We start from the raw sequence: 11826 nt of genomic DNA on the forward strand, positions 1-11826 counted from the left end.
GGGCCGCCGCGAGTACCGCATGGAGGAACTGGCCGAGATGGCCGGCATCACCGTGCGCACGCTGCGCTTCTACCGCGAGCGCAAGCTCATACCGCCGCCCCGCCGCGAGGGCCGCATCGCCTGGTACGACGACACCCACCTGGCCCGGCTGCGCACGATCTCGGCCCTGCTGGAGCGCGGCCACACCCTGAACGGCATCGCGGAACTGGCCGAGGCCTTCGACCACGGACGCGACGTCGGCGAACTGCTCGGCCTCGGCGAGCCCAGCGAGGAGACCCCGGTCCGCCTCTCCCCCGAGGAACTGGCCGACGTCTTCGCGGGCCAGGCCACCGGCGAGAACCTCGCCGCGGCACTGGACCTCGGCTACCTCGGCACCGACGGCGGCGAGATCGTCCACATCAGCCGCCGCCTCCTCGACGTCTCGGCCGCCCTGGTCCGCGAGGGCATTCCGCTCGCGGACGTCCTGACGGCGGCCCGCCGCGTACGCGAGCACACCGAGGCCCTGGCCGAACTCTTCACCACCCTGGTCCTCACCGAGGACCGCACCCCCGACGACCTCCAACGCCTGCGCCCCCTGGCCAAGAGCGTGGTGGAGGCGGAACTGTCGATGGCCATGGACCGCCGACTGCGGGATCACCGGGGCCCGCAGGACGGTCCCGCCCCTGGACCCGAGGGGCGGGACGAGGCCGCTCAGAGGTCGTAGACCGCCGTGACCGGGGCGTGGTCGGACCAGCGCTCCTCGTGCGTCGCCGCGCGCTCCACGAACCCCTTGACCGCCTTGCCCGCGAGCCCCGGCGTGGAGACATGGAGGTCGATCCTCCACCCTGAATCGTTGTCGAAAGCCCGCCCCCGGTAAGACCACCAGGTGTACGGGCCCTCCGCGTCCGGGTGCAGGGTGCGTACGACGTCGACGTAGCCGCCGTCCTGCGGGTCGAGGACCCGGCCCAGCCACTCGCGCTCCTCGGGCAGGAAGCCGGAGTTCTTCCGGTTGGCGCGCCAGTTCTTGAGGTCGGCCTCCTGGTGGGCGATGTTCCAGTCGCCGCAGACGACGACCTCGCGTCCGTCGGCGGCGGCCCGCACCCGAAGATCCTTCAGGTAGGCCAGGAACTCGCCCATGAACCGGACCTTCTCGTCCTGGCGGTCGGTCCCGACCTCGCCCGAGGGCAGGTAGAGGCTCGCGACGGTGACACCGGGCAGGTCCGCCTCGACGTACCGCCCGGAGGAGTCGAACTCCTCGGACCCGAAGCCGATGCGGACCCGGTCGGGCTCTCGGCGTGTGTAGAGGGACACACCCGCGCGGCCCTTGGCGGCGGCGGGGGCGTGCACGACGTGCCACCCCTCGGGCGCGCGCACCTCCTCGGGAAGCTGCCCCGGCTCCGCCCGCACCTCCTGGAGGCACAGCACGTCCGCGGAGGTCCCCGCGAGCCACTCCACGAAACCCTTCTTCGCGGCGGCACGGAGCCCGTTCACATTCACAGAGGTCACAGTCAGCACCCGGGCACGATACTTAATCCATACGGCCGCCCAGAACTCGATCTCCATCGGGGCGGCCGGCCTCCGGTATCGCCGGCACACTCATTCATATCGCATAGATGTACGGTATTACGCATGAATTTCCGCCCGGTCCCCTTCGACCACCCCGACGCCGTGAAGCTCAACGACCAGGTCCAGGCCGAATACGCCGTGCGCTACGGCGACGGCGGCGACGCGACGCATCTGGACCCGCGGATGTTCGCCCCTCCGGCGGGTCTCTACCTGATCGCGTACGACGAGAGGGACCGCCCGGTGGCCACGGGCGGCTGGCGCACCCAGGACGAGAACGACGAGGGCTACACGGACGGGGACGCCGAGCTCAAGCGCATGTACGTGATCCCCGAGGCCCGCGGTCTCGGCCTCGCCCGGCGCATGCTGTCCGCCCTGGAGGAGGACGCCCGCGCGGCCGGCCGCACCCGCATGGTCCTGGAGACCGGCTCCAAGCAGCCCGAGGCGGTCGCCCTCTACGCGTCGAGCGGCTACGAGCCGTGCACCAAGTTCGGCTACTACCGCTTCCACGAACTGAGCCTCTGCTACGCCAAGGCCCTCTAGACACCGGGGCGGTGCCCGTCCGGCCGTCGGGAGCGGCGGCCGGCCCGGCCGCCGCCCCGGCGTCCGCCTCCCGCGACCGGGCACGGGCGCCGTCCGAAGGACCGCCAGTCCCGGGGCCACCGGCGGGAGTTGCCGCCACCGTGTCCGGACATGGCAAGAGGCCCGCTCCCACGGATGGGAACGGGCCTCTTGTTGCGGTGGACCTGTGGGGATTTGAACCCCAGACCCCCTCGATGCGAACGAGGTGCGCTACCAGACTGCGCCACAGGCCCTTGCAACGAGTGAAACTCTAGCATCCCGATCGAGGTGCTCGGTAATCCGTTCCTGCCTGGTCAGCCGGACCCCCGCGCACACCCGTCGCCGCACCCGTCACTCGTTGGCCGCACGCGGCCGTTCGCCGTCCTCGTACTGGTCGAACAGCGGCGTCCGCCCGCGCTCGCGGGCGCGCCGCGCGGACGCGGCCCGCCGGGCGTCGCTGCGCGTGTCGTCCGCCGCCCCGGCGCCCTCGGAGCCCTCGGGCAGGTCCTCTTCGGCCGTCTCCGCCCCGGGCGCGTTCGGCTCCACCGCGCTCGAACGCGCGGAGCTCCACGCGTCCGGGGCGCCCAGGTCCACGCTGGAGGTCGCCCGGGGCGCGACCGGCGCGGTCACGTAGGTCGGCAGGGGAACCGGCACCGGGTCCCAGCTGTCGCCCTGCGCCGGCCCGCACTGCCGTTCACGCTGCTGGTCGACCCACTCGGCGTGGTCGGTCTGCTCGACCAGCGCGCGGCGGTCGGCGGCGAGCGCGAGGAGACCGGGGTCGGTGTCGGGGGCGGGGCCCGCCTCCGGTTCGTCCGCCACGGGCTCGGCGGCCGTCCGGCGGCGGGGCTGCCGCTCCCGGAGCCGCTGCGCCGCGGCCTCGGCCCGGCGGCGGTCCATGGTGTAGGTGAAGCGCCGCCGCTCCTGGACGCGCAGATGCACGATGTACGAGCTCAGCATCACGGCCGGCACGCCGGGTGCCCACAGGAACGCGAGCCCGCCCACGGCCGCCACGATCGCGCCGAGGCTGAAGGCGAGGAACAGCAGGACCGTCGTACGCCGACGGCGTGCGAGGACCTTCGTGCGCCGGGCCCGCGCGGCGGCCTCCGCCGAGGCCGCCCGGCGCGTGCCGGGCGTGGCCGCCGCGGCCTGCTGGGGCGTGGGCTTGGCCGCGGGTCTCGGCGCGGCCGGGCCCGCCTGGTGCGGCACGGACCGGGCGGTGCCCGAGGTCTCGTACGCTCCGCTCTCGTTGCCGGTCGCGCGTGCGCCCGGCTCCTGCTGCTCCTGGGCCGGCTCCGTCACCTGCACACGTTCTTGTACGTGCGGACGGTGCCGGTCCGTCGCCTGGGGCCGGGGCGGGGATACGGCGAAGGCCCGGACGTCCACCGAATCGGTGACGCCGTCCGGGTCGGCGCTGGGCTCCTCCTCCTCGGTGGAGCGTGCGCGCAGGTCCTTGGCGTATCGACGCTCCATGCCCGCCCGTCCGGACAGCAGCCGGATGGCGGTGCTGAAGCGTTCCGTCGGACGGGCTTCGTTCAGCTCGTCCTGCCTACGGAGCCACATCGGCACCAAGTAGGCGGCCCAGGCCCCGACAATGACTGCGTAGATGAGGCCGCTGCTGCTCACGCCTCACACGGTAGAGGGGTTTGTATGAGGCCATCTGCCAATTGCGCCGGTGTGTCGCACGATCCGGCTGATATTTCGAGCTTTTTTTGTGACCGATGCGATCAGCAGGCCACCGCGAGCGCGAATTTAATGCCCCGACGCGATCGCCTGCCGATCATTTTCGAACACCTATTTCATTTTCCGGGGTGTCCGCGCTTGCTCGGGTTCTGTGAACCGGCCTGTTCCGATCCGACCTGATCCGAGCGCCCCTGCGCCGAACGCGTCCGACGCCAGCGCCCGAGCAGACCCTCGGGCACTTCCTCCGCGGTGAGCGCGAAGACGAGATGGTCCCGCCAGGCGCCGTCGATGTGGAGATAGCGCGGGCGCAGCCCCTCCTCCCGGAATCCGAGCTTTTCCACGACCCTGCGGCTCGGCCCGTTCTCGGGGCGAATACAGACTTCGATGCGGTGCAGTCCGACCGTGCGGAAACAGTGGTCACTCACCAGCGCCACGGCCGTCGGCATCACTCCGCGGCCCGCCACCGACTGGTCGACCCAGTAGCCGATGTGCCCGGAGCACATGGAGCCCCAGGTGATCCCGGCCACCGTGAGCTGACCGACGAGCCGGCCCTGGTACTCGATCACGAAGGGCAGCATCCGGCCCGCGTTGGCCTCGGCGCGCAGGTGGCGGACCATCTGCCGGTACGTCGGCCGGTGCGCGATCGGACCGCTCGGCGTGGGGGGCGGGATCGTCGCCTCCCAGGGACGCAGCCAGTCGCGGTTGCGCCGGTTCACCTCGCGCCAGGCCCGCTGGTCGCGCAGCCTTATCGGCCGGAGGACGACGTCGCCGTCCACCAGCTCGACCGGCCAGGATGGGCTGTTCAGCTCGCACCCCCACTGCCGCTGGGTCTCGGGTGGTCGCCGCCGCGGATCTGGTCGACGGCGTGGATGAGGAGGGGTTCCAGGACGGCCAGTCCGTCCCTGACCCCGCCGGTGGAGCCCGGCAGGTTGACGATCAGCGTCCCCCGGGCGACTCCGGCGAGTCCCCGCGAGAGCGCCGCGGTGGGCACCTTGTCCCTGCCGAACGCCCTGATGGCCTCCGGGATTCCGGGGATCTCGCGGTCGAGCACGCGCAGGGTCGCCTCGGGGGTCAGGTCGGTGGGCGAGATTCCCGTGCCGCCGGTGGTGACGATGACGTCGTAGCCCGCCTCGACTCCGGAGCGCAGCGCCTCCTCCACGGGGTCCCCGTCGGGGACGACCCACGGCCCGTCGACCGCGAAGCCGGCTCCCGTGAGGCCCGCGGCGACCAGGGGGCCGCCCTTGTCCTCGTAGACGCCGGCGGCGGCGCGGTTGGAGGCGGTGACGACCAGCGCGCTGTAGCCGGCCGTGAGGGCCCCGCCGGTGACGGTGTCGCCGCTCATGCCCGGCTCCAGTGGCCCGACTTCCCGCCGGTCTTCTCTTCCACCCGTACGTCCGTGATGACCGCCCCCTTGTCGACAGCCTTGACCATGTCGATCACGGTGAGGGCCGCCACGCTGACCGCGGTGAGGGCTTCCATCTCCACGCCGGTGCGGTCGGTCGTCTTCACGGTGGCGAGGATCTCGACGGCGTCGTCCGAGACCGACAGGTCAATCTTGACACCGGACACCGACAACGGATGGCACAGCGGGATCAGGTCCGGGGTGCGCTTGGCTCCCATGATCCCGGCGATGCGGGCGGTGGCGAGGGCGTCGCCCTTGGGGACCCCTTCGCCGCGCAGCAGCTCCACGACACGCGGCGAGACCAGGACCCGTCCGCTCGCGCGCGCGGTGCGGGCGGTCACGTCCTTGGCGGAGACGTCGACCATGCGGGCGGCGCCGGCCTCGTCGATGTGTGTCAGCCGGTTCTGCACGGGGGGTCCGGAGGTCTCCCCCCGGGACGGAACAGTCATGTGCGTGGGCGCTCCCGGTCAGGGCCCGTCGCGGTGCGGCGCGTGGGCCTGGTGTGCGCGACACGTTACCGCCCGCCCGTCCACCGCTACGCCGCCGTGAGGGGCCCTGCGCCCCTGGCCCGCCCGGGAGCCCGGCTGCGGGAGCCGCGGCGGGCTCCCGCTCCGGGCGGCGGTTCAGCCGAGGAGGACGACCTCGACCTCGGCGCCGGGCTCGACGGAGGTGTCCTGCTCGGGGACGACGATCAGGGCGTCGGCGTGCGCGAGGGCGGCGACCAGGTGCGATCCGGCGCCGCCGACGGGCGTCACGGTGCCGTCCGCGTACGTGCCGCGCAGGAACTGCCGGCGGCCCTTCGGCGAGGTCAGCGCCTTGTCCGCGGAGAGCTTCGCCCGGGTCGTGGGCCGGTGGACGTCCCGCAGCCCCATCAGGGTGCGGATCGCGGGGCGCACGAAGAGCTCGAAGGAGACGTAGGAGGAGACGGGGTTGCCGGGGAGCGCGAGCAGCGGGGTGTGGTCGGGGCCGATGGAGCCGAAGCCCTGGGGCTTGCCGGGCTGCATGGCGAGGGTGCGGAAGTCGATGCCGCCGCCCTCCTCGTCCTCGTCGGCGACCGACGACAGCGCCTCCTTGACGACGTCGTAGGCGCCGACGCTCACCCCGCCGGTCGTGACCAGCAGGTCCGCGCGGACGAGTTGGTCCTCGATGGTGGAGCGCAGGGTCTCGGCGTCGTCGGCGACGGCGCCGACGCGGTAGGCGATGGCTCCCGCGTCACGGGCGGCCGCGCACAGGGCGAAGCTGTTCGAGTCGTAGATCTGGCCGGAGCCCAACTGCTCGTCGGGCTGGACGAGTTCGCTGCCGGTGGACAGGACGACCACGCGCGGGCGGGGGCGCACCCGCACGGTGCCGCGGCCGATCGCGGCGAGCAGGCCGATCTGCGGGGGGCCGAGGACGGTGCCGGCTTCGAGGGCGCGGTCGCCCGCCTTCACGTCGCTGCCCATCGCCCGCACGTGCGCGCGTGCTCCGGCCGGGCGGTGGACGTGGACCTGTCCGTAGGAGCCCTCGGGGGACGCGCTGTGCGCGCGCATCCCGGTGACCGGTCCCTCGCCGAGTCCTCCGTCCGTCCACTCGACGGGGACGACGGCTTCGGCGCCCGGCGGGAGCGGGGCGCCGGTCATGATGCGGGCGGCCTGGCCGGGGCCCACGTGGGGCTGGTCGGCCTGGCCGGCCGCGACATCACCGACGACCGTCAGGACCGCCGGATATTCCTCGCTCGCGCCCGCGACATCCGCGATCCGGACCGCGTACCCGTCCATCGAGCTGTTGTCGAACGGCGGCAGGGACACCGGCACCGTGACGTCCTCGAGCAGGACGCAGCCCTGGGCGTCGAGGAGTTGTAGCTCGATGGGTTCGAGGGGGCGGACGGTCGTGAGGATGTCCTCCAGGTGGTCGTCCACCGACCAGAGGTGTTCCTGGCCGGTGGTGCGGGTCGCGGCGCTGCTCAAATCCCTACATCTCCTCGGCTACGTAACTGCGGAGCCAGGCCCGGAAGTCCGGGCCCAGGTCTTCACGTTCGCATGCGAGTCTGACAATGGCACGCAGGTAGTCGCCGCGGTCGCCGGTGTCATAGCGGCGGCCCTTGAAGACGACGCCGTGCACGGGGCCGCCGACCTTCTCGTCCGCGGCGAGCTGCTGGAGGGCGTCGGTGAGCTGGATCTCGCCGCCGCGGCCCGGCTCGGTCTTGTGCAGTATGTCGAAGATGTGCGGGTCCAGGACGTACCGTCCGATGACGGCGTAACTGCTGGGAGCGTCCGCCCTGTCCGGCTTCTCGATCAGGCCGGTCACCTTGACCAGGTCGCCCTCGTCGGTGGCCTCGACGGCGGCGCAGCCGTAGAGGTGGATCTGCTCCGGCGCGACCTCCATGAGCGCGATGACGCTGCCGCCGTACTGCTCCTGGACCTCGACCATGCGGGCGAGGAGGGGGTCGCGGGGGTCGATCAGGTCGTCGCCGAGGAGGACCGCGAAGGGCTCGCGGCCGACGTGCGGGGCGGCGCACAGGACGGCGTGGCCGAGGCCCCTGGGGTCGCCCTGGCGCACGTAGTGCATGGTCGCGAGGTCGCTGGACTCCTGGACCTTGGCGAGCCGGCTCGCGTCGCCCTTCTTCTGGAGGGCGGATTCCAGCTCGTAGTTGCGGTCGAAGTGGTCTTCCAGGGGGCGCTTGTTGCGTCCGGTGATCATCAGGACGTCGTCAAGACCCGCCGACACGGCCTCTTCGACCACGTACTGGATCGCCGGCTTGTCGACGACCGGCAGCATCTCCTTGGGAGTGGCCTTGGTGGCCGGCAGGAACCGGGTGCCGAGGCCTGCCGCGGGAATGACAGCCTTGGTGATCCTGGGGTGTGACTCAGTCATGTCCGCAACCATAACCGGTGGCTATGTGCAGAATCTGTGGCTCCGGTTAATTCACGATCATTTGAACGGATTATGAGAGCTACAGGAGTCACCTGTGAGAGACGTCGGACCCGAACCAGAGCCTGACAAGCGAATGTTGCGGCGAGGGCTCCTGTCGGTGAGAAACGGGTTGACGGCCGGTGACGTGCGGGAGACCGCCGCCGCGCTCGCCGCCCGCGCCCTGGAACTTCCCGAACTGGCGGGAGCCCGCACGGTCGCCGCCTATGTGTCCGTGGGGAGCGAACCGGGCACCCTCGCACTCCTGGACGCGCTCCACGCACGCGGGGTGCGCGTCCTGCTGCCGGTGCTGCTGCCGGACAACGACCTCGACTGGGGCGCGTACACGGGGCCGGACTCCCTCACGGAGGTCCGGCACGGCGGGAAGATGGCCCTCCTGGAGCCCGCGGGCGAGCGGCTGGGACCGGAGGCCGTCCAGGGTGCCGACGCCGTCCTGCTCCCCGGACTCGCCGTCGACGCCCGTGGGATGCGGCTGGGGCGCGGCGGAGGCTCCTACGACCGCGTGCTGGCCCGCCTGGAGCGCTCGGGCGCCGATCCCGCGCTGGTGGTGCTCCTGTACGACTCCGAAGTCGTCGGCCGGGTCCCGGAGGAGGCGCACGACCGGCCCGTCCACGCGGTGGTGACTCCTTCCGGAGTACGCCGCTTCCGCTGACGCGGGACCGGCGGCGACGCAGCGGCCGAAGGCGGCGGACGGCGGACGGCGGACGGCGGACGCGAAGTGGCCCTCCACGCGTGCGTGGAGGGCCACTTTCGTCCGGCGCCGGCTTCAGGGCGTCGGGCACGGCGCGGACGCCGGCGCCGACGGCCGCCGAAGCGTCAGGGCTTCAGGACCAGGGTGTCGGTCGTCTTGTCGTCGACGGCCTTCTTGCTGAAGGCCCACGGCAGGAGTTCGCCCTTGGCCCACAGCTCCGTCTGGTCCGTGTAGTGCGCGCTGTAGGCGTGCCCCGAGGCGCCCGTGAGGTTGATCCACTTGGACTTGTCGAGGTCCGCGAGGTTGACGACCATCCGCATCGAGGGCACCCAGACCACTCCGTAGCCGCCCGCCGCGTTCCAGCCGGTCGCGTTGACCGTCGCCTCGCCGCCGCTGAGGTTCCAGGGGCCGCGGTTGAGCATGTACTGCAGGAAACCGGGGCCTTCGGTACCGAGGGTCTGGTTCTTCAGGAACAGACGGTGCAGCCGGCCCCAGCTCCAGGTGTCGATGTCCTTGCCGAGCTTGGCGGTCAGCTCCCAGCGGGCGTCCGTCATGGCCCGGCTGAACAGCTTGTCCCGGTCGGTGGACGCCTCCGCGGTACGCATCTGCGGCAGCTTCCACCAGTCGTTGTGCTCGTCGTCGATGATCTTGCGGATCACCTCGAACCAGCGGTCGCCGCCGTCCGGCTGCGCCTGGTCCGGCTCGCGCTCGCCGCACTCGCGCACCGTCTGGTCCTCGTCGGCGGGACCGGTGGTGTCGGCCCGCTCGACCCACAGGCACTGCCCCTTGACCCGCAGCTCCTTGGGCAGCTTGTTGCCGAAGGCGAGCTTGAGGATGTTTCGCCAGGTGGCGTTGAAGTACGCCGCCGCCGCGGAGTCGGCGTCCTGGGTGTAGTCCCAGCCCTCCAGGAGCTTCTGCGCCTCGCGGACGTCCTTGTCGGGCACGTCGATCTTGAGCAGCTTGGGCACGATCAGCTTGGCGATCTCGCTGCTGTTGTCGAGCTGCATCTGGCGCATGTCGTCGGTCGAGATCTTGGCGCCGCCCCTGGTCTTCGACTCGATCAGGTCGGTGATCCGCTGGCTGCGGGTGCCGTAGCCCCAGTCCGTGGTGAGCGTGTACGGGTACTTGTCCGGGTTCACGACCGCCTGGTTGGCGGTGACGATGTAGCCGCGCTTGGGGTTGTACTCGTAGGGCAGGGCGGACTGCTTGATGTAGCCGGTCCAGCGGTACTTCGAGTCCCAGCCGGGCGCGGGCAGCGAGCCGTCGTCGCCCTTGGCGCGGGTGGGGATCTTGCCGGGGAGCTGGTAGCCGATGTTGCCGCTCGCGCCGGCGCCGTCGGCGTAGACCAGGTTCTGGGACGGCACCTCGAAGGACGCGGCCGCCTTGCGGAACTCGTTCCAGTTCGACGCCTTGTCCATCGCGAAGACGGCGTCCATGGTGTTGCCCGCGTCCAGCGCGGTCCAGCGCAGTGCTATCGCGTAACCGTCTCCGCGGTCGGGCGCCTCGGAGTCGACCGTGGCCTTCTTGCCGACCTGGACCAGTTCGTCGTCGCGGTCGGAGAGCAGCGGCATCCCGTCCTGGGTCAGCCGGACGATGATCGACTTGGAGGCACCGCCCGCGACCTTGATCGTCTCCTTGCGGGTGGTGAAGGGCAGCACCTTGCCGTCGTACTCGTAGCCCTCGCCGGTGATCTTCTCCAGGTAGAGGTCGGTGACGTCGACCCCGGAGTTGGTCATGCCCCAGGCCATGTCGGCGTTGTGGCCGATGACCACGCCGGGCATGCCCGCGAAGGTGTAGCCGGAGACGTCGTACTGGCACTTCGCGGAGACCGCGGTGCAGTGCAGGCCCATCTGGTACCAGACCGAGGGCAGCGACGCCGACAGGTGCGGGTCGTTGGCCAGCAGCGGCTTGCCGGTGATCGTGTGGCTTCCGGCGACGACCCAGGAGTTGGAGCCGATGCCGTTGCCGTTCACGCCGACGGCGGTGGGCAGGTCGTCGAGGACGTCGTAGAGCCCCGAGAGCTGGCTCTGGAACCCGGTGGGCGTCTGCGTGTTGCCCGCCAGGCCCGTGCCCGCGCCCGACGCCGAGGTGGTGTCCGAGGGGCCGTACGTCCCGGTGACGCTGTCGTACGAGCCCGTCTGGACGATCGTCTTGTTCCGGCTGTACGGGTACTCCGGGTAGAGGTCCGCGATCTGCTTCGGGCCGAGCCGGCTCGTCATCAGGGAGCGGTCGATCTCCTCCTGCATGTTGCCGCGCAGGTCCCAGGCCATCGCCTTGAGCCAGGCCACCGAGTCGACCGGGGTCCACGCGGTCGGCTTGTAGTCGTTGGTGAAGCCGAGGGCCGCGTACTCCAGGGAGATGTCCTTGGAGCTCCGGCCCTTGAGGTAGGCGTTGACCCCCTCGGAGTACGCCTGGAGGTACTTCTTCGTGGAGGCCGACAGCTTGGTGTCGTACTCCTTCTTCGCGACCCGGTCCCAGCCCAGCGTGCGCAGGAACTCGTCGTTCTTGACCTGGCCCGCGCCGAACATCTCGGAGAGCCGGCCCGAGGTCATGTGGCGGCGCACGTCCATCTCGTAGAACCGGTCCTGCGCCTGGACGAAGCCCTGGGCCATGAACAGGTCCTCGTCGGACGAGGCGTAGATCTGCGGGATCCCGTTGCCGTCGCGCTGCACGGTCACGGGCCCGGACAGCCCGTCGATCTGGATGGATCCCTTGGTCTGCGGGAAGGAGGCCCGGACCGTACTGATGCTCCAGTACGCGCCGAAGGCGAGGCCTCCGATGATGGCGAGAACCAGGACAATCAAGAACAGTCGGGCTTTGCGCCCCTTCTTCCTGCCGGACTTGCCGGGCTGCTGGCCGGAAGAGGCGGTGGTGTTGGGGGGCATCGCTGTCCTTGCTGTCCTAACGCGAGCGGCAGGCGGTCCTGGAGTGCTGGGGCAACCATAGGCGCAGGGCCCACCGCGCCTTGACGCGGAGTAGGAAACCGGGAAGCACGACAGTTCGATCTTGCCTCCGGGAACGTCAAGAAAGCGTCAAGAGT

At 71.1% G+C, this 11826-nt stretch carries 11 protein-coding genes and 1 tRNA gene; 3 read left to right on the plus strand and 9 right to left on the minus strand.

What is annotated here, in order from left to right; genetic code table 11:
• The first annotated feature begins 19 nt into the window (after positions 1 to 19).
• On the plus strand, positions 20 to 703 hold the full coding sequence (locus ACFYYF_RS36635) for a MerR family transcriptional regulator (RefSeq protein ID WP_388782770.1): 684 nt from the start codon (positions 20 to 22) through the stop codon (positions 701 to 703).
• On the opposite strand, the gene ACFYYF_RS36640 is transcribed toward ACFYYF_RS36635, so the two are convergent.
• Positions 691 to 1494 (minus strand): exodeoxyribonuclease III, encoded by an 804-nt coding sequence (locus ACFYYF_RS36640; protein ID WP_388782700.1) that lies wholly within the window; start codon positions 1492 to 1494, stop codon positions 691 to 693. The genes ACFYYF_RS36635 and ACFYYF_RS36640 overlap by 13 nt on opposite strands.
• 114 nt (positions 1495 to 1608) lie before the next feature.
• Between ACFYYF_RS36640 and ACFYYF_RS36645 the strand changes: the two genes are divergently transcribed.
• Positions 1609 to 2085 (plus strand): GNAT family N-acetyltransferase, encoded by a 477-nt coding sequence (locus ACFYYF_RS36645; RefSeq protein ID WP_388782703.1) that lies wholly within the window; start codon positions 1609 to 1611, stop codon positions 2083 to 2085.
• 198 nt (positions 2086 to 2283) lie between these two features.
• On the opposite strand, the gene ACFYYF_RS36650 is transcribed toward ACFYYF_RS36645, so the two are convergent.
• The 7 genes from ACFYYF_RS36650 to galU form a co-directional block, all read right to left on the minus strand.
• Positions 2284 to 2357 (minus strand) — tRNA-Ala (locus tag ACFYYF_RS36650).
• A gap of 97 nt (positions 2358 to 2454) precedes the next feature.
• On the minus strand, positions 2455 to 3726 hold the full coding sequence (gene glpR, locus ACFYYF_RS36655) for a gephyrin-like molybdotransferase receptor GlpR (protein WP_388782705.1): 1272 nt from the start codon (positions 3724 to 3726) through the stop codon (positions 2455 to 2457).
• A 173-nt stretch (positions 3727 to 3899) separates the two neighbouring features.
• On the minus strand, positions 3900 to 4559 hold the full coding sequence (locus ACFYYF_RS36660; RefSeq protein WP_388782708.1) for a GNAT family N-acetyltransferase: 660 nt from the start codon (positions 4557 to 4559) through the stop codon (positions 3900 to 3902).
• 26 nt (positions 4560 to 4585) lie between these two features.
• Positions 4586 to 5125 (minus strand): molybdenum cofactor biosynthesis protein B, encoded by a 540-nt coding sequence (locus ACFYYF_RS36665; RefSeq protein WP_388782710.1) that lies wholly within the window; start codon positions 5123 to 5125, stop codon positions 4586 to 4588.
• On the minus strand, positions 5122 to 5634 hold the full coding sequence (gene moaC / locus ACFYYF_RS36670) for a cyclic pyranopterin monophosphate synthase MoaC (protein ID WP_361683807.1): 513 nt from the start codon (positions 5632 to 5634) through the stop codon (positions 5122 to 5124). The genes ACFYYF_RS36665 and moaC overlap by 4 nt, the downstream gene beginning before the upstream one ends.
• A 174-nt stretch (positions 5635 to 5808) precedes the next feature.
• Positions 5809 to 7131, minus strand: coding sequence for a gephyrin-like molybdotransferase Glp (glp, locus tag ACFYYF_RS36675; RefSeq protein ID WP_365482541.1), 1323 nt, complete (start codon positions 7129 to 7131; stop codon positions 5809 to 5811).
• A gap of 4 nt (positions 7132 to 7135) precedes the next feature.
• Positions 7136 to 8038, minus strand: a complete 903-nt coding sequence (galU, locus tag ACFYYF_RS36680; RefSeq protein WP_388782714.1) for a UTP--glucose-1-phosphate uridylyltransferase GalU — start codon at positions 8036 to 8038, stop codon at positions 7136 to 7138.
• 133 nt (positions 8039 to 8171) lie between these two features.
• Here galU and ACFYYF_RS36685 point away from each other — a divergent pair, with 133 nt between their 5' ends.
• Entirely contained in the window at positions 8172 to 8747 is a 576-nt protein-coding gene (locus tag ACFYYF_RS36685) for a 5-formyltetrahydrofolate cyclo-ligase (RefSeq protein ID WP_365482539.1), read from the plus strand.
• 164 nt (positions 8748 to 8911) lie between these two features.
• Here ACFYYF_RS36685 and ACFYYF_RS36690 read toward each other — a convergent pair whose 3' ends face one another.
• The gene (locus ACFYYF_RS36690) at positions 8912 to 11671 is read right to left on the minus strand and encodes a penicillin acylase family protein (RefSeq protein WP_388782718.1); all 2760 of its coding nucleotides are present in this window, start codon (positions 11669 to 11671) and stop codon (positions 8912 to 8914) included.
• Positions 11672 to 11826 lie beyond the last annotated feature (155 nt).

Origin of the sequence: Streptomyces sp. NPDC001914 (genome assembly GCF_042891215.1) — a bacterium.
Classification (GTDB): domain Bacteria; phylum Actinomycetota; class Actinomycetes; order Streptomycetales; family Streptomycetaceae; genus Streptomyces.